Below are 17,587 nucleotides of genomic sequence, written 5' to 3'. Positions count from 1 at the left end.
CGCGATGCCGGAGGTTTCCCCCGCGAACCCATTGCCGCGCACCCCGGGCTTCCGCGTCGACGGACGCCGCGCGCTGGTCACCGGCGCCGGCCGTGGCATCGGCCTGGCGGCCGCCGCCGCGCTGGCGCAGGCCGGCGCCGAGGTCACGCTGGCGGCGCGCTCGCAGGCCGAGCTGCGCGAGGCCTGCGAGCGCATCCGCGCCGAGGGCGGCCGTTGCGACCATGTGGTGCTGGACGTCACCGACGCGAAGGCGGTGGAAGCGACGCTGTCGGCCGCGGGCCCGTTCCAGATCCTGGTCAACAACGCCGGCCTCAACCGGCCCAAGCCGCTGGTCGACGTCGACGATGCCGACATCGACGCGGTGTTCGACCTCAACGTGAAGGCCGCGTTCTATGTCACGCGCACGGTCGCCCGTGGCCTGCTGGCGGCCGGCCTGCCCGGCTCCATCATCAATGTCTCGTCGCAGATGGGCGTGGTCGGCAGTCCGCGGCGCACGCTCTATTGCGCCAGCAAGCACGCCATGGAGGGCATGACGAAGGCGCTGGCCTGGGAGCTGGGCGCGGCGGGCATCCGCGTCAACACCGTGTGCCCCACCTTCATCGAGACGACGATGACCAGCGGGATGTTCGAGGATCCGGCATTCCGCGACTGGGTCGTCGAGCGCATCGCCCTGCGTCGGGTCGGCCGCGTCGAGGAGATCATGGGCGCCATCGTGTTCCTGGCCTCGGACGCATCGAGCCTGGCGACCGGCAGCGCCCTGATGCTCGATGGCGGCTGGAGCGCCGCATGAGATCCAGCCCCACGGCGCAGGACGTGGCCAAGCTGGCGAAGGTCTCGCAGTCGGCCGTCAGTCGCACGTTCACGCCGGGCGCCAGCGTGTCCGAGGACACGCGCCATCGCGTCACGCTGGCCGCCAAGACGCTCGGCTACCGGCCCAACGCCATGGCGCGCAGCCTGATCACGCGGCGCAGCCGGATCATCGCGCTGGTGATGAGCTACCTGGAGAACCAGTTCTATCCGCTGGTCATCGAGAAGCTCTCGCAGAAGCTGCAGCGCCAGGGCTATCACGTGCTGATGTTCATCAGCGACGGCGACGAGACCGATGGCGTGCTCGACGAGATCCTGCAGTACCAGATCGATGGCGTGGTGATGGCGTCGGCCATGCTCTCGCCCACCCTGGCCAAGCAGTGCGCCGACAGCGGCGTGCCGGTGGTGCTGTTCAACCGGGTGCCCGACACCAGCGCCTATGCCCGCCACACCACCAGCTCGGTCACCTCCGACAACCGGCGCGGTGGCGCGCTGGTGGCCGAGCTGCTGCTCGAGCGCGGTCATCGGCGCATCGCCTTCCTGGCCGGCCTGGAGCAGTCGTCGACCAACGTCGAGCGCGAACGTGGCTTCAACGAGGCCATGGCGCGCGCCGGCGTGCCGGTCCATCGCCGCGCGGTCGGGCACTACAGCTTCGAACGCGCGCAGCAGGCCGCGCGCGAGATGTTCGCCCGGCCGGGTCCGCCGCCCGACGCGGTGTTCGTGGCCAACGACCACATGGCGATCGCCGTGATGGACGTGCTGCGCGGCGAGCTCGGTCTGCGCGTGCCGGAGGACGTCGGCATCGTCGGCTTCGACGACGTGCCCCAGGCCGCGTGGGGCGCCTATCGCCTGACGACCGTCGTCCAGAGCGTGGAGCAGATGGTCGCGGCGACGGTCGAGCTGCTGCACGAGCAGATGCGGCCCGATGCCCAGCCCCGCAACATCGTGATCCCCTGCGAACTGGTCGAGCGCGATTCGGTGCGCGCGGCGAGCATCGCGGCGCCGCCGGCGAAAACCCGGACGCGCCGCAGGCCGACGTCCGCCGGCACCTGAGCCGCCTCCGCCCCCTCCCACTCCCCATCACCCACCCCCACGAGAAAGTCTCCCCATGTCACTCCGTCGACGCCCGCTGCTCCATCTGCTCACGGCCGGTCTCGCCCTCGCGAGCATCGCCTCCCTGCCGCTGGGCGCGGCGCACGCGCAGGGGGCGCCGTGGCCGAACAGGCCGATCAAGTACGTGGTGCCCTTCTCGCCGGGCGGCGTGTCCGATGGCGTGGCGCGCCTGATCGCCCAGCACCTGGGCGAGCGGCTGGGCCAGCCGGTGGTGATCGACAACCGCCCCGGCGTCTCGGGCATCCTCGGCACGCAGGTGGTCGCGCGCGCCGCGCCGGATGGCTACACGCTCATGGGCGGCACCATCACCACCCACGCGGTCAACCCCTTCTTCACCAGGAACCTGGGCTACGACCCGGTCACGGATTTCGTGCCGGTCAACCTGGTCGGCATGGTGAGCAACGTGCTCGTGGTCTCCAGCACCAGCCGCTTCGATTCCGTCGCCCAGGTGATCGCCGAGCTGCAGGCCAGGCCCGACGGACTGACCTACGGCACCGCGGGCGCGGGCACCTCGCAGCACCTCTCGGGCCAGCTGTTCCAGAACATCACGCACACCCGGATGCGCCAGATCATCTACAAGGGCGGCTCCCAGGCGATGGTCGATCTCGTGGGCGGACAGATCGACATGGTGTTCGAGACCGTGGCCGCGGCGCGGCCGATGATCGACGGCAAGCGCGTCAAGGTGCTCGGCGTGACGTCCAGCCAGCGCCTCGCGAGCCTGCCGGACGTGCCGACGCTGGCCGAGGCCGGAGCGCCGAAATTCGAGATGCAGTCCTGGCAGGGCGTCTTCGCGCCGGCCGGCACGCCCACTGCGATCGTCGAGCGCCTGGGCCGGGAGATCGCCGCCATCGTGGCGCAGCGCGACGTGCAGGAGAAGCTGCGCAACCTGGGCGTCGAGCCCGACGGCCGGCCGTCCGCCGCCTTCGCGACCTTCCAGAAGGCCGAGATCGCGAAGTGGGGCAAGGTCATCCAGGACGCCGGCATCCAGGCCGAATGAGCCCCCGGGCCCGCGCGCGAGCCCCCACAGGAACACCACCACGGAGACACACCATGACGAACACGACGCACTCCCCTTCCATCGCCTTCCCGCCACGCGCGCGGCGGCCCTTCCCACGCCTGGTCGCCCGCCTGATCACCGGCCTGGGCCTGTTCGCGGCGGCCGGCGGCGCACTGGCGCAGGCACCGGCCGCGCCCACCGGTCCGCAGGGCTACCCGCAGACGGGACGGGTCGTGATCGTCGTCCCCTTCTCCGCCGGCGGCGCCACCGACATCGTCGCGCGGCTCGTCGCCGACGAGCTCGGCAAGCGCTGGAACACCGCGGTGGTGGTGGACAACCGGGCCGGCGCCGGCGGCGGCATCGGCACCGAATACGTGGCACGCGCCAAGCCCGACGGCTACACCTTGCTGCTGGGCACGCAGACCGCGCTGTCGGTCAACCCGACATTGCTCAAGAAGATCGGCTATGACGTCGACAAGGACTTCGCGCCGGTCACGCAACTGGCGAGCACGCCGCTGGTGCTGCTCGCGGGCAACAAGTCGGGCGCGCGCAACGTGGCCGAACTGGTGGCGACGATCAAGTCCAAACCCGATGCCGTCTCCTATGGCACCAGCGGCAATGGCACCTCGCAGCACCTCACCACCCTGATGCTGCTCAACCGCGTGGGCGCCACGGCGGTGCATGTCCCCTACAAGGGCAGCAGCCAGTCGCTGGTCGACCTCGCGGGCAACCAGATCGACATGCAGTTCGACAACATGGCCACCGCGCTCGCCTTCGCCAAGAACGGCCAGGCCAAGGCGCTGGCGGTGACCAGCGCGACGCGTTCCCCGCTGCAGCCCGACCTGCCGACGCTGGCCGAATCGGGCGTGCCGGGCTTCGAGGCCGTCACCTGGCTCGGCCTGCTGGCGCCGGCGGCCACGCCACAGCCGGTGGTGGCCTGGCTGAACAAGGAGGTCGTCGCGGTGCTGGCATCGCCCGCGGTCGGCGAGCGGCTCGCCGCGCAGGGCTTCACGCCCAAGCCCATGACGCCCGAGGCGTTCCGCAGCTTCATCCAGGACGAGACCCGCAAGTTCGCGACCCTCATCAAGGCCAACCACGTCACCATCGACTGACGCGCCCCGCAACCCCCGAAGGACCCTCCATGAACCTGAGTCATCACCCCCTCGACGACCGGCTGCCGGCCATGCTGGCGAGCGGCCGCAGGCTGCGCGGCGTCTTCAATTCGCTGCCGAGCCCGGCGATCGTCGAGATGTGCGGCTATGCCGGCTTCGACTTCGTGATCATCGACAACGAGCATGGCAGCGCCGACTTCGAGACGACCGAGAACATGCTGCGGGCCGCGCGTGCCAGCGGCATCGTGCCGGTCGTCCGGTGCCTGCGCCACGACATCTCGCGCGTGCTCGACATGGGCGCGAGCGCGGTCCAGATCCCGATGGTCGCGAGCGCCGAGGAGGCGCGCGACCTGGTGCAGCAGGTGCGTTATCCGCGCGGCGGTCGGCGTGGCAGCGCGTTCAGTCCGCGCGCCGCGGGCTATGGCGCGTTTCCGGGCATCCCGCACACCGAGCGCAGCAACGCCGGCATCGCGCTGATCGTGATGATCGAGACACCCGAGGCCGTCGCGCAGGCCGCCGAGATCGCCGCCGTTCCCGGCGTGGACGCGGTCTTCGTCGGACCCAACGACCTGTCGCATTCGATGGGCTTCGACAACGACTGGAAATCGGCTCCGGTGCTGGGCGAGATCGAACGCGCCCTGCGCGCCATCAGCGCCGCCGGCAACTGCGCGGGGGTCATCGCCTTGACGCCCGAGGACGAGGAGCTGTTCGGTGCCTGGGGCGCGCGCTACTTCGCGGGCGTCACGACCGGGCTGATCACGCGGGCCTTCCAGCAGGCCTCCGCGGCCGGCGGGCGACTGGCGTCGACCGGCGAGCTCAGGTATTGAGACGAGTGCGGCCTGCGGGTGTCATGCGGTGTCGTGCCCATTCAATTGGGCATCATCGTCGCGCAGTCGACATCGATCTTCGCCGTCATCGCGCCGCGATCCATGCTCGAGGGTCCGGCCGTGGCGCCCCGCTGACGGCAATTCTCGCGCGTCGTCGCGCTGGGCGGGTTGTTGGCGGAGTAGCCGTTCGACATCATCGAGCATCCCGCCATGCCGAAGGTCGACGATGCGATGAGCGCGGAGATCAGGATTGCGTGCTTCATGTGAGGTCTCCTTGAAGTGTTGGCCACCTGTTTAAGACCAAACACCAAGCTCGTTTGTAGGCCGTCGCGCTGCACGCGGAAGCGACGCCGGACCCCGTTCTCACGCCTGCGCGGGCTCGTCGCTCGGCCGGCGCCAGCCTCTCGCGCGCCGGATCACCAGGCCGTCCACTTGGCCTCGCTCGCCGCCGAAGCGAGGGTGCGCTCGATGAAGCGCACGCCGCGCGCGCCCTCCTCCACGCCCGGATAGACCGCCTCCGGCGGATCGTCCGTCGCGCCCGCGAGCCGGGCGCGGATGGCCGCGAGGATGCCGGCATAGACATCGGCGAAGGCCTCGATGAAGCCTTCGGGATGGCCGCTCGGCAGGCGGTTGCCGCGCAGCGCCGCCGCATGCAGCCAGGGCGAGCCGCGCGTGAGGCACCGCGCCGGTCCGTCGAGCGGCCGGTGCAGCAGCTCGTTGGGCTGCTCCTGGCGCCATTCGAGCGTGCCGAGCGTGCCGGCCACGCGCAGGCGCAGGTCGTTCTCCACACCGGTATTGATCTGCGAGGCCACCAGCACGCCGCGCGCGCCATTGGTGAAGCGCAGCAGCAGGTTGGCATCGTCGTCGAGCGCGCGGCCCGGCACCAGTGCGCCGAGGTCGGCGCACAGGCTCTCGATCTCCAATCCGGTGACGGTGGCGATCAGGTTCTCGGCATGCGAGCCGATGTCGCCGATCGCGCCGGCGGCACCGCTGCGCGCGGGATCGAGGCGCCAGCCGGCCTGCTTGTTGCCGCCCTGCTCGAGCGCGGTGGCGAGCCAGCCCTGGCTGTACTCGACCACCACCTTGCGCACGATGCCGATCTCGCCGGCCGCGACCATGGCGCGCGCCTGCCGCACCATCGGATAGCCGCTGTAGTTGTAGGTGACGCCGAAGACCGTGCCCTGGCGCGCGACGGCGTCGACCAGCGCCTCGGCCTGCGCGCGGGTGTGCACCAGCGGCTTGTCGCACACGACGTGGAAGCCGGCCTCGACGAAGGCCTGCGCCACGGGAAAGTGCATGTGGTTGGGCGTGACGATGACGACGAAGTCGATCCGCTCGTGCGGCGGCCGGCGGCATTCGTCGGCCAGCAGCGCGGCCCAGTCGCCATGGTTGCGCGCCTCGTCCAGGAACAGGTCGCGCCCCGAGGCGCGCGCCTTCTGCGGACTCGACGACAGCGCGCCCGCCACCAGCTCCGCCTGCCCATCGAGCGCGATCGCATGCCGGTGCACCGCGCCGATGAAGGCATCGCGCCCGCCACCGACCATGGCGTAGCGCAGCCGGCGATGCAGGGGCATGGGCCCGGATGTGGACGCGGCCGCGTTCATCGCGCGTCCCGGGCGAAGACGGCGTCGAAGGCGCCGGCCGCCGGCTCGAAGTCCAGCCGCTTGCAGAAGGCCGCGCTCTCGGTCGCGCCATGCACGCGGTCCATGCGGCTGTCCTCCCACTCCACGCTCAGCGGACCGGCATAGCCGATGTCGTTGAGCGCGACGATCACCGATTCGAAATCGATCATGCCGCGCCCCACGCTGCGGAAATCCCAGAAGCGGCGCGCATCGCCGAAGCTGGTGTGGCCGCCGAAGACACCGACCGTGCCGTCGCCCCGGCCCCACCAGACGTCCTTCATGTGGGCGTTGAAGATCCGCTCGTGGAACTGCCGGATGAAGCGCACGTAGTCCACGCCCTGGTAGCCCAGGTGGCTCGGGTCGAAGTTGAAGCCGAAGCGGCGATGGCCGGCCACGGCCGCGATGGCGCGCTCGGCCGAGGCGATGTCGAAGGCGATCTCGGTCGGATGGACCTCGAGCGCGAAGTCGATGTCGTGCTGGTCGAAGACGTCGAGGATGGGCGTGAAGCGCCGGCCGAAGTCGGCGAAGCCCCGGTCCCAGAAGGCCTGCGTGGTCGGCGGGAAGGCATACGTGGCATGCCAGACCGACGAACCGGTGAAACCGGTCACGGTCTTCACGCCGAAGGCCGCCGCCGCGCGCGCGGTGTCGGCCAGCTCGCGGGCGGCGCGCTGGCGCACGCCCTCGGGCTCGCCGTCGCCCCACACGTGGTCCGGCAGGATGGCCCGGTGGCGCTCGTCGATCAGGTCGCAGACGGCCTGGCCGACCAGGTGGTTGCCGATCGCGAAGCACTGCAGGCCGTGGGCCTCGAGCAGCTCGCGCCGCTCCCGCACATAGCGCTCCGACGCCAGCGCCTGCCGGACGTCGAAGTGGTCGCCCCAGCACGCGAGTTCGAGGCCGTCGTAGCCCATGCGCCTGGCCAGCGGCGCCAGCTCGGCCAGCGGCAGGTCGGCCCACTGGCCGGTGAAGAGGGTGACGGGTCTTGCCATGACGTCTGCGGAGCGAGCCGGGTTCAGAAGGGAGAGCCGGGGAAGTAGAAGTCCTTGGCGTTGTCCTTGGTGATCAGCACCGACGGGATGATCGTGGTGGCGGGCAGCTTCTCGCCCTTCAGGCGCGCCTCGGCCGTCAGCTTGATCGCGTCGTAGATGAACTTGGGCGAGTAGCTGACATCGGCGCCGATGCGCTTGTCCTTGCCATCCATGATGGTCTTGACCATGCCCTTGGCGCCGGCGCCGCCGAACACGATCTTGACGTCGTCGCGCTTGGCCTGCTCGATGGCCTTGAGCACGCCCACGGCCATGTCGTCGTCGGCGGCCCAGATGGCATCGATCTGCTTGAAGCGCGTCAGGTAGTCCTGCGTCACCTTGAAGGCATCGTCGCGGTTCCAGTTGGCGTACTTGGCATCGAGCAGCTTGACGTCCGGATGCTTCTTGAGCACCGCGTTGAAGGCATCCATGCGCTCGTTGTCCAGCGTGGTCGCGATGCCGCGCAATGCGACCACGTTGCCCTTGCCACCCAGTGTCTTCACGATGTATTCGGCCGGGATGCGGCCGAAGGCGGTGTTGTCGCCGGCCACGTAGGCATCCTGCGCGCTGGTGTCGGTCAGGCCGCGATCGACCACCGTGACATAGGCGCCCTTGGCCTTGACCTGCGCCACCGGCTTGGTGAGCGCGGCCGACTCGAACGGGAAGATCACCAGCGCGTTGATCTTGGTGACGGTGGTGAAGTCCTGCAGCTGGTTGGCCTGCTCGGGCGCGCCGCTGGCGGTCTTGATGGTGATCTTGAGGTCCTTGTGCTCCTTCTCCAGATCCTTCTTCGCCTGGTTGGCCCAGTAGTTGATGCCGCCCATGAAGCTGTGCGTGGCGGCCGGGATCGAGACCCCCAGGTTGACCTTCTCGGCCGCCAGGGCCGGCAGGCTGGCGAGTGAAGCGGCCGCGATGGCCGTGAGCGCAAGGCGACGGGTGAAACGGGTCATGAGGGATGTCTCCTGGTGGTTGACTGAAGCAATGACGAAACAATGGACGGAATGATTTTTCGCGAAACACCGCGGAACCGGTTCCGCCGGTGTTGCCCCCGGCAGGGGGTTGGCGAAGCGACACGAAGTGCGCGAAGACTGGGGGCGAGTCATCTTTTCCCGCGTTGGAGGAACGCGACGATGATGATCACGAAGCCCTGCACCGCCGCGTTCAGGTACACGCTGATGATGCTGGTGAGGTTCAGGATGTTGCTGATGACCGACAGCAGGATGGCGCCGATGACGGTGCCGGTGATGCTGCCCGCGCCGCCCTTGAGCGCCGTGCCGCCGACGATCACGGCGGCGATGGCCTCGAGCTCCCACAGCAGGCCGGTGGTCGGCGAGGCCGAGCCCAGGCGCGGCACGTACAGCAGGGTCGCGATGCCCACGCACACGCCCAGCAGCACGTAGGTCAGGATCTTCACGCGGTCGACGTCGACCGCCGCGTAGCGCGCCACCTGCTCGTTCGAGCCGATGGCCTGCACATAGCGGCCATAGGCGGTGCGGTTGAGGATCACGCCGCCGACCACCGCGACGACGAAGAACACCCAGACCGGCACCGGGATGCCCAGCAGGCTCGCGTAGTAGACCGGCGCGTAGAGGTCCGACAGCTCGTTGTCCAGCGTGAGCGCGCCGCCATCGGCGAAGTAGGTCAGGTAGGCACGGAAGATGCCCAGCGTGCCCAGGGTCACGATGAAGGGCTCGATGCGGCCCTTGGTGATGAGCAGGCCGTGCGCCAGGCCGAAGACCGCGCCCAGCACCACCGCCAGCGTCGCGCCCAGCATCACCGCCATCAGGGGCGAGCCCGTCGCCGGGCCGGCCCAGTTGATGAACATGATGACGCTGCCGGCGATCAGCGCGGCCATCGAGCCCACCGAGAGATCGATGCCGCCCGAGATGATCACGAAGCACATGCCCACCGCGATGATGCCGATGAAGGCCGTGCGGGTGAGCACGTTCATCGCGTTGTCGAGCGTGGCGAAGTCGCCGTTGAGCAGGGTGCCGGCGATGCACAGCAGCACCAGCCCGGCGACCGGCCCGATGCCGCGCAGGCGCTCGGCCCAGCCCGGCCCGGAGTCGGCGCGATGCGCCGCGGCGCCCGCTTCAGGATTCGATGCCATGGCTTTTCCTATGCTTGGTAACGCCCATACAGGAAGTCACAGCCCCCACCCAGGACAGCGCGGATCCGGCTGCGCCGGTCCGCGGATGTCGCCCCCTGCAAGGGGGTTGGCGAAGCGACACGCAGTGCGCGCAGCCTGGGGGTGAGTCATATCCCTGTCGCATGGGCGATGAGTTGTTCTTCGGTGAGATGTTCGGCATCCAGCGTGGTCACGATGCGGCCGGCGCGCATCACCGCGACGCGGTGGCACAGGCCGATCAGCTCCATCAGCTCGGACGAGACGACGATCACGGCCAGCCCCTCGCGGGCCAGTCGCTGGATCAGGAAATAGATGTCGCGCTTGGCGCCGACGTCGACGCCACGGGTGGGCTCGTCGAGCACCACCACCTTCGGCTGCGGCTGCAGCACCTTGGCCAGCGCCAGCTTCTGCTGGTTGCCGCCCGACAGCGACGAGGCGCGCACGTCGAGGCTGCCGGTGCGGATGCCATAGTCCTTCACGGCCTCGGCCAGCGCGGCGCGCTCCGCGTCGGGTCGCAGCCAGGGCGTGGCATAGCGCTCCAGCGCCATCAGGGTCAGGTTCTGCCGCAGGCCGAAGTGCACGTGCAGGCCCTTGCCCTTGCGGTCCTCGCTGAGGTAGGAGAAGCCATGCCGGGCGGCATCGCGCGGATTGCGCCAGCCGCGAGCGCCCGGGACGGCGCGGCCGAGCATCTCGACCTGGCCGCTCGCGGGCCGCAGGCCGATCAGTCCCTCGAACAATTCGGTGCGGCCGGCGCCGACCAGCCCGGCGAAGCCCAGGATCTCGCCCGGACGCACCTCGAAGGCCGCTTCGCGTGCCCAGCCCGGCACGTCGAAATCCCGCACGCGCAATGCCGGGGCGCCCTCCCGCGCCACGGCGTCGCGCGGCGGATAGAGATCGGCCAGCTCGCGCCCGACCATCAGGTTGGCCATCTGTTGGCGCGTCACGTCGGTGGTGAGGGCGCGGGTGACGAAGCGACCATCGCGCATCACGATCACCTCGTCGGTCACGCGCTGCACCTCGTCGAGCTTGTGCGAGATGTAGACGATGGTCACGCCATCGGCGCGCAGTTGCGCGATCAGCCGGAACAGGCGCTCGGTCTCGCCCGGGGTCAGCGTCGCCGTCGGCTCGTCCATGATCAGCAGGCGCGCCCGGCGGGCCACGGCCTTGGCGATCTCGACCAGCTGCTTCTCGGCCACGATCAGCCGGCGCACCTTGGTGCGCGGCTCGACCTGCAGGCCGACCTGGGCCAATGCCGCCGCCGCCTCGCGCTCCATCGCCGCATCGTCCAGCAGCCAGCCCTTCCTGCGCTCGTGGCCGAGGAAGATGTTCTGCGCCACGCTCAGGTCCTCGGCCAGGTTGAATTCCTGGTGGATCAGCACGATGCCCAGGGCCTCGGCATCGCGCGAGCCGGCGAAGCGGCGCGGCGTCCCGTTGACGCGCAGCACGCCCTCGGTCGGCTGCTCGTAGCCGGCGAGGATCTTCATCAGCGTCGACTTGCCCGCGCCGTTCTCGCCGAGCAGGCCGACCACGCGACCGGGCGCCAGCGAGAAACTCACGCCATGCAGCACCCGCACCGGCCCGAAGGCCTTGACGATGCCGTCGAAGTCGACCGCCACGCCCTCGGAGGTCGTCGCCGCGCCGGCCGTCATGGCGCCACTCCCCGCACCCGCAGCGCTTCCTGCATGGCAAGCACACCCGCGCCGATGACGCCGGCCTGCGCGCCGAGCGGCGTGTACTGGATCTCCAGGTGCCGCGTCGACAGCGCCAGCGAGCGCTGGTAGACGCTCTGGCGCACCGCCGCCAGGAACAGCGGTCCCACGTGCGTGATGCCGCCGCCGATGAAGATGTGCGAGGGATTGAAGAAGTTGACCACCGACGCCAGCATCTGCCCGAGCAGGCCGGCCGCCTTCTGGATGATGCCGTTGGCCGCCACGTCGCCGGCGCGGCCCGCATGGCCGACATCGGTCGCGTCGATGCGGCCGGTGCGGCGCAGGCACTCGGCCAGGACCTGGCTCTCGCCGTCGTTGGCCGCCTGCATCGCCATGCGCGTGATGGCCGGGCCGGCGGCCATCACCTCGACGCAGCCGACGTTGCCGCAATGGCAGCGCGGCCCCTCCAGGTCTACGCAGATGTGGCCGACGTCGCCGGCGGAGCCGGCCGCGCCGCGATACACCTCGCCATGGCAGACGATGCCGCAGCCGATGCCGGTGCCGACCTTGATGACCAGGAAGTTCGACAGCGATCGCTTCAGACGCCAGAGCTCGCCCAGCGCCATCAGGTTGACGTCGTTGTCGACGAAGACCGGCGCGGCATAGTCCTCCCGCAGCAGGTCGCGGATCGAGAAGCCGTCCCAGGCCGGCATCAGGGGCGGGTTCACCAGCTGGCCGCTCTGGAAATTGACCGGACCGGGGACGCCGATGCCGATGCCGATCACCGATCGCGCATCGATCCCCAGCCGGGCCAGCAGGTCGCGCAGCAGCACGCGCACGCGCGCCAGCACCACGCCCGGCCCCTGCCGCACGTCGGCGGCCTCGGCATGCCGCGCGAGCGGCCGCAGGTCGGGCCCGAGCACCGCGAGGTCGAGGCTGGTGGCGCCGATGTCGATGCCCAGCAGCACGCCGAGCGAGTCGCTGAGCTGGAGGTTCTCGGCGCGGCGGCCACCCGACGACGGCTGCAGTCCCGCTTCGGCGAGGACGCCCTGCTCGACCAGTCCGGCGATCAGCGCGTTGGCCTTGCTCTTGGAGAAGGCGAGGCGCTCGGCCATGCGATGGCGCGATCCGCCGGACGACCAGAAGGTGGCTTCCAGCAGCAGCAGTTCGTCGGCGGTCAGGCCGCTCCAGCGTTCAGGCATGTGTCTCCGTCGCTTCTTCCGGCATCGTGTGGCCGGTGGCAGCCGAATACTAGAGGCGCCTCTTCAGCCAGACAAGCTCCAACTTCGGACAAATTCAGGTCGAAGAGGGCGCATCCCGGGCCGCGAAGCGCCGCCGGTAGTCGCGGGGCGCCACGCCCAGGTGCCGCTGGAAGGTCACCCGCATGCGTTCCTCGTCACCGAAGCCGCATCGTTGCGCGATCCGGTCGACGGGGCCATCGGTGTTCTCCAGCAGCCGCCGGGCCGCCTCGACCCGGAAGACCTGCACCGCCCGGGCCGGCGTGCGGCCGGTGCGCTCTTTGTAGACGCGCGCGAAGTTGCGCGGGCTCATGCCGGCCCGCGCCGCCAATGCCTCGACGTCGAGGTCGGCGCGCGCGAGGTTGCCGACGATCCAGCGGTTGAGTTCGTCGAACGTCGCGGCCGAGTCCCGGACCTGGGCCTGGAGCAGGCCGCTGAACTGCGACTGGCCGCCGGGGCGCTTCAGGTAGACCACGAGTTCGCGCGCCACCTCCATGGCCACCTCGTGGCCGCAGTCGGCCTCGACCATCGCCATGGCCAGGTCGATGCCCGCCGTCACGCCGGCCGAGGTCCAGATCGCGCCGTGCTGCACGAAGATCGCGTCGCGGTCGATCCGCACCGCGGGAAAGCATCGGCCCATCAGCTCGAACATCAGCCAGTGCGTGGTGGCGCGCTTGTGGTCGAGCAGGCCGGCGGCGGCCAGCAGGAAGGCGCCGCTGCACACCGAGGCCGTGCGGCGTGTCCTCGGGGCCGCGCGGCGCAACCACGTCACGAGCGCCTCCGCGTCGTCGAGCACCTCGGGCATGTGCGGCGAGCCCGGGACGACCAGCGTGTCGACCGACGACGCGCGCACCCGCGCGAGCGCATCGGTCTGCAGCACCAGGCCTTCGGCGCTGCGCACCAGGCCGCCTTCGAGGCTGGCGGTGCGGCACTCGTAGCCTGCCAGGTCCCGCGCCGCCAGGGCCTTGGTGGCGGCCCAGAACACCGTCTGCGCACCGGCCAGGTCGAGCAGGCCGACCCGGGGAAAGGCGACGAAGAGCACGCGCTTCGGCCGCGCGCGGGACGACGGCCATGCAGGCGCCATCGGCGCCTCCGACGCATCCGCCGCGCTTGGCGGGAATCCAGGGTTCTTTGTCATTTCGGCCAGATCGTTCGAAGCCTACGATTCGACATCGCATCATCCATCGGGTCAACCCATCATGAAGATCGTCGTCATCGGAGGCACCGGCCTCATCGGCACCCACCTCATCGCGCTGCTGCGCCAACGCGGGCACGAGGCCGTCGCGGCCTCCCCCCGAAGCGGCGTCGACACCCTCACCGGTGAAGGCCTGGCGACGGCGCTCGCCGGCGCGCACGTGGTGGTCGACGTCGCCAACTCGCCCTCGTTCGAGGACGAGGCCGTCATGCATTTCTTCCGCACGTCGGGGCGCAACCTGCTCGCCGCCGAAGCGATGGCCGGCGTCGGGCATCACGTCGCCCTCTCGGTGGTGGGCACCGACCGGCTGCAGGGCAGCGGGTATTTCCGCGCCAAGCTCGTGCAGGAGCAGCTGATCGAGGCCTCGGGCCTTCCCTACACGATCGTGCGTGCGACCCAGTTCATGGAGTTCCTGTCGGCCATCGCCCAGTCGGGCACCGAGGGCGACGTGGTGCGCCTGCCGGCCGCGCACCTGCAGCCGATCGCCGCCCGGGACGTGGCCGCCGCCATGGCCGACGCCGCGCTGGGCGCGCCGGCGAATCGCATCGTCGAGGTCGGCGGTCCGGAGCGCGCCGGCATGGCCGCGATGGTGGAGCGCTGGCTGCGCGCCACCGGCGATGCGCGCGAGGTGCGCCCGGATGCCGGAGCCCTCTACTTCGGCGAGCGGATCGACGACGACTCGCTCACCACCGGCGATGGCGCGCGGCGGGGCGCCACCACCCTGCAGGCCTGGCTGGCCGCGCGCCCGGGCCCGTGCGTTCTCAGTCCAGCGTGATGTGGCGCGCCTTGACGACGGCCTGCCAGCGGGCGCTCTCGGCCTTGATGAAGGCCGCGAATTCCGGCGCCGAGTTGCCGACCGGGTCCAGTCCCGCCTTCAGCAGCCGTTCGCGCACGGTCGGATCGGCGACGGCCTCGCGCGTCGCCCGGACCAGGCGATCGACGATGTCGCGGGGCGTGTTCCTGGGCAGGAAGACGCCGTTCCACTCCAGCACCTCGTAGTCGGGCATGCCGCTCTCGCGCAGGGTCGGCACGTGATCCAGGCCCTGGATGCGCTTGCGCGAACTCACCGCCAGGGCGCGGAGCTTGCCCCCGCCGAGGTTCTGCAGGGTCGAGGCGGCATTGCCGAAGTACATGTCGACCTGCCCCGCCATGACATCGGTCAGGGCGGGCGCGCCGCCCTTGTAGGGCACGTGCAGCGTCTCGATCCTCGCCTGCTCGTTGAACATCTCCGCCGCCAGGTGCGAGCCGGTGCCCGCGCCGGCGGACGCATAGGTCAGCCGGCCGGGCTCCTTCTTCGCGGCGGCGACGAGGTCCGCCACGCTCTTGTAGGGCTTGTCGGCGCCGACCACGAGGATCTGCGGCGCGGTCGCCACCAGGGACACGGGGATGAAGTCCTTGACCGGGTCGTAGGGCAGCTTGCGCAGCGCGCCATTGACGCCGAAGGCCGAGGCGTCGTAGAGCACCGTGTAGCCATCGGGCAGGGCCTTGGCGACGTTGTCGGCGCCGATGACGCCACCGGCGCCGGGCCTGTTGTCGATGACGATGGGCTGGCCGAGGATCTCGCCGAGGCGCTGCGCCACGATGCGGGCCGTGTTGTCGGCCCCGCCGCCGGCGGCATAGGGCACGACCATGCGGATCGCGCGCTCGGGCCAGGCGGCCCAGCCGCTCAGGGGCAGGAGCGCGGCGCAGAGCAGGACGACGCCGCGACGCTGGATTCGGAGGAAGGATCTGGACATGGTCGGGATGGGTCTCTGTGTGGATGCGGGAGCGGAAGTGAATCGTCAGGCGGCGCCGAAGCCATAGAGCTCGGCCGGGTTGTCGACCAGCACGCGCAGACGCGTGTGTTCGTCCATGGTCCAGTGCGCCAGCAGGTCGAACAGCGCCGCGTCGTCGGGCTTGTGCCGGGTCTCGGTGGTGTGCGGCCAGTCGCTGCCCCACACCAGGCGCTCGGGCGCGGCCCGGACCCAGGCGCGCGCCACCGCGTCCATGTCGGCATGGCCCTGCCCTGGCGGCAACCGGGAATCGAGATAGGCGCCGGACAGCTTCACCCAGGCGCGACCCGCGTCGAGGAAGGCCCGCGCGAGATCGAAGGCCGGATGCGCCGTGCCGTCGGCTGGCGGCAGACGGGCCAGATGGTCGAACACCAGCGGCGTGGGCAGGCGCCGCAGCAGCGCCGCGTGCTCGACCAGCTGGTCGGCGCTCCAGTGCAGCTGGAGGTGCCAGCCCCAGGCATGGACCCGCCGGGCCAGCAGCTCGACCATGTCGAAGCCGACGGCGGCGAGCACCGGCGTGTGCAGCGAGAAGCGGATGCCCCGGATGCCGCCGTCGTGCAGCCGCTGCAGTTCGGCATCGGTGATGTCGGGGCGGACGACGGCGACGCCTCGCGTGCGGTCGAGGCCCAGGCGCCGGATGGCGTCCAGGGTGACGGCGTTGTCGGTCCCGAAGGGCCGCGGCTGGACCACCACCGTGCGGGTGGTGCCGGTCAGGGCCTGCAGCAGGCGGTAGTCGTCGACCGTGGCGCCCTCGATCACCGGCGCCACGTGCGGGAAGCGCGCATCGAGGATGTGCATGTGCGCGTCGCAGGCGTTCGCGGGCGCCGCTGTGGCCGGCCTCGCGCGGGCCGCGGAGTTGGGGACCGGCAGGACCGGGGGGACCGGCATCGGGTCCGGCGCTGCCCGGCTCATGCGCCGTCCGCTCCGCGCAGGCGATCCGCCTCGGCCTTGATCTGCTCGCCATGCTGGTCGAGCACCGGCGCGGCATACGGAGCCGGCCCGGACGTACGACCGAAGGCCCAGCCCCGGGTGAAGCCGCGATAGCTGCCGACCACCGGGTGCTCGAAGATCGCGATCATGTCCTCGGCCTGCACCTGCGGGAAATCGAACATGTCCTCGATCCGGCGCGCGGCCGCGCAGGGGACCGCCTCGCCGAAGATGCCCTCCCACGCCAGGGCGTCGCGGGTCGCGAGCGCCGCGTGCAGCACGGGCACGATCTCCTGGTGGTGCCGGGCGCGCTTGCGCACGCTGTCGTAGCGCTCGACCAGCAGCTCGGTCAGCCCGGTCCTCTCGCACAGCGCGCGCCAGAAGTGCGGCGTGTTGGCCGAGATGTAGAGGTATCCCTCGCGCGTCGGGTGGATGCCGGTGATGCCGCCGGAGCGCATGTCGCGGCCGACCTCGCGCGGCTCGTCGTCGGCCCACACCAGCCGGGCCGACTGCATGGTGAGCGCCGAGCGCAGCAGGGAGACGCCCACGTACTGGCCCAGGCCGCTGCGCTCGCGCTCGTAGAGCGCCGCCGAGACGCCCCCGGCCACCAGCGCGGCCGCGTAGTAGTCGACCACCGAGCCATAGAGGATCTCGGGGGGTCCGCCCGCCGGTCCCTGCAGGGCGCACATGCCGGTCATGGTCTGCAGCACCTGGTCGTAGCCCGCCTTCTCCTTCAGCGGTCCGCTGTCGCCATAGCCGGTGACCGCGCAGTAGACCAGCCTCGGATTGAGCTCCCGCAGCTGCTCGTAGGCGATGCCCAGGCGTGGCGGCACGTTGGGGCGGAAGTTGTGCACCAGCACGTCGGCGCTGCGCACCAGGGCCAGCAGGCGCTCCAGGTCCTCGGGCTGCTTGAGGTCGAGCACGACGCCCAGCTTGCTGCGGTTGACGCCCAGGAAGGCGCGGCTCTCCGATTCCAGCGTGGACGGGTACTTGCGCAGGTTGTCGCCCGCGGGCGGCTCGATCTTGATGACCTCGGCGCCCAGGTCCGCCAGCAGCGAGCAGCCGTAGGGCCCGGCGATGTAGGCGCTCAGGTCCAGGACCCGGAGCCCGCTCAGGGGGCCCGCGGGACCGGCGCGCGGAGGCAGGGAGGAAGCATGCGCTTCGGTCGGAGTGTCCAT

Annotated in this window: 17 protein-coding genes; 6 read left to right on the top strand and 11 right to left on the bottom strand. The window is 70.6% G+C overall.

Annotated elements, in window-relative coordinates; all coding sequences use genetic code 11:
- The first annotated feature begins 4 nt into the window (after window positions 1-4).
- From AC1MLT_RS16680 to AC1MLT_RS16660, 5 genes are read left to right on the top strand one after another with little or no spacing between them, the layout of a single operon-like run.
- Window positions 5-790 (top strand): SDR family NAD(P)-dependent oxidoreductase, encoded by a 786-nt coding sequence (locus tag AC1MLT_RS16680; protein ID WP_481035141.1) that lies wholly within the window; start codon window positions 5-7, stop codon window positions 788-790.
- Window positions 787-1,860, top strand: coding sequence for a LacI family DNA-binding transcriptional regulator (locus tag AC1MLT_RS16675; protein WP_481035139.1), 1,074 nt, complete (start codon window positions 787-789; stop codon window positions 1,858-1,860). Before AC1MLT_RS16680 ends, AC1MLT_RS16675 begins: the two co-directional genes overlap by 4 nt.
- Window positions 1,861-1,915: 55 nt before the next feature.
- Window positions 1,916-2,917 carry a Bug family tripartite tricarboxylate transporter substrate binding protein gene (locus AC1MLT_RS16670; protein WP_481035138.1) on the top strand — a complete coding sequence of 334 codons (1,002 nt, stop codon included), beginning with the start codon at window positions 1,916-1,918 and terminating at the stop codon, window positions 2,915-2,917.
- A 53-nt stretch (window positions 2,918-2,970) separates the two neighbouring features.
- Window positions 2,971-4,029, top strand: a complete 1,059-nt coding sequence (locus tag AC1MLT_RS16665; RefSeq protein ID WP_481035137.1) for a Bug family tripartite tricarboxylate transporter substrate binding protein — start codon at window positions 2,971-2,973, stop codon at window positions 4,027-4,029.
- A gap of 29 nt (window positions 4,030-4,058) precedes the next feature.
- Window positions 4,059-4,856 (top strand): HpcH/HpaI aldolase family protein, encoded by a 798-nt coding sequence (locus AC1MLT_RS16660; protein ID WP_481035135.1) that lies wholly within the window; start codon window positions 4,059-4,061, stop codon window positions 4,854-4,856.
- Between the two features lie 41 nt (window positions 4,857-4,897).
- Here AC1MLT_RS16660 and AC1MLT_RS16655 read toward each other — a convergent pair whose 3' ends face one another.
- The 8 genes from AC1MLT_RS16655 to AC1MLT_RS16620 form a co-directional block, all read right to left on the bottom strand.
- Complete coding sequence (locus AC1MLT_RS16655; protein ID WP_481035134.1) at window positions 4,898-5,119, bottom strand: hypothetical protein; 222 nt, start codon at window positions 5,117-5,119, stop codon at window positions 4,898-4,900.
- Between the two features lie 153 nt (window positions 5,120-5,272).
- Entirely contained in the window at window positions 5,273-6,430 is a 1,158-nt protein-coding gene (locus AC1MLT_RS16650; RefSeq protein WP_481035133.1) for a Gfo/Idh/MocA family protein, read from the bottom strand.
- A gap of 26 nt (window positions 6,431-6,456) precedes the next feature.
- Window positions 6,457-7,464 (bottom strand): sugar phosphate isomerase/epimerase family protein, encoded by a 1,008-nt coding sequence (locus AC1MLT_RS16645; protein ID WP_481035131.1) that lies wholly within the window; start codon window positions 7,462-7,464, stop codon window positions 6,457-6,459.
- A 23-nt stretch (window positions 7,465-7,487) separates the two neighbouring features.
- Window positions 7,488-8,450 carry a substrate-binding domain-containing protein gene (locus AC1MLT_RS16640; protein ID WP_481035129.1) on the bottom strand — a complete coding sequence of 321 codons (963 nt, stop codon included), beginning with the start codon at window positions 8,448-8,450 and terminating at the stop codon, window positions 7,488-7,490.
- A 149-nt stretch (window positions 8,451-8,599) separates the two neighbouring features.
- Window positions 8,600-9,610: an ABC transporter permease gene (locus tag AC1MLT_RS16635; RefSeq protein ID WP_481035127.1), complete on the bottom strand. Its 1,011-nt coding sequence runs from the start codon at window positions 9,608-9,610 to the stop codon at window positions 8,600-8,602.
- A 146-nt stretch (window positions 9,611-9,756) separates the two neighbouring features.
- Window positions 9,757-11,277, bottom strand: a complete 1,521-nt coding sequence (locus AC1MLT_RS16630) for a sugar ABC transporter ATP-binding protein (protein ID WP_481035126.1) — start codon at window positions 11,275-11,277, stop codon at window positions 9,757-9,759.
- Window positions 11,274-12,443 carry an ROK family protein gene (locus AC1MLT_RS16625; protein WP_481035834.1) on the bottom strand — a complete coding sequence of 390 codons (1,170 nt, stop codon included), beginning with the start codon at window positions 12,441-12,443 and terminating at the stop codon, window positions 11,274-11,276. Before AC1MLT_RS16625 ends, AC1MLT_RS16630 begins: the two co-directional genes overlap by 4 nt.
- 130 nt (window positions 12,444-12,573) lie before the next feature.
- Window positions 12,574-13,599, bottom strand: a complete 1,026-nt coding sequence (locus AC1MLT_RS16620) for a GlxA family transcriptional regulator (RefSeq protein ID WP_481035125.1) — start codon at window positions 13,597-13,599, stop codon at window positions 12,574-12,576.
- 115 nt (window positions 13,600-13,714) lie between these two features.
- On the opposite strand from AC1MLT_RS16620, the gene AC1MLT_RS16615 reads away from it, so the two are divergent.
- Entirely contained in the window at window positions 13,715-14,485 is a 771-nt protein-coding gene (locus tag AC1MLT_RS16615) for an SDR family oxidoreductase (protein ID WP_481035124.1), read from the top strand.
- Here AC1MLT_RS16615 and AC1MLT_RS16610 read toward each other — a convergent pair.
- From AC1MLT_RS16610 to AC1MLT_RS16600, 3 genes are all read right to left on the bottom strand, one after another.
- Window positions 14,472-15,446: a tripartite tricarboxylate transporter substrate binding protein gene (locus tag AC1MLT_RS16610; protein WP_481035123.1), complete on the bottom strand. Its 975-nt coding sequence runs from the start codon at window positions 15,444-15,446 to the stop codon at window positions 14,472-14,474. The two genes, AC1MLT_RS16615 and AC1MLT_RS16610, sit on opposite strands and share 14 nt — an antisense overlap.
- A gap of 45 nt (window positions 15,447-15,491) precedes the next feature.
- Entirely contained in the window at window positions 15,492-16,280 is a 789-nt protein-coding gene (locus tag AC1MLT_RS16605) for an amidohydrolase family protein (protein ID WP_481035122.1), read from the bottom strand.
- A 110-nt stretch (window positions 16,281-16,390) separates the two neighbouring features.
- On the bottom strand, window positions 16,391-17,587 hold the full coding sequence (locus AC1MLT_RS16600) for a CaiB/BaiF CoA transferase family protein (RefSeq protein WP_481035120.1): 1,197 nt from the start codon (window positions 17,585-17,587) through the stop codon (window positions 16,391-16,393).

Source organism: Variovorax sp. PEI5 (assembly GCF_056679935.1).
This window is presented reverse-complemented; position numbering and strand designations above follow the sequence as displayed.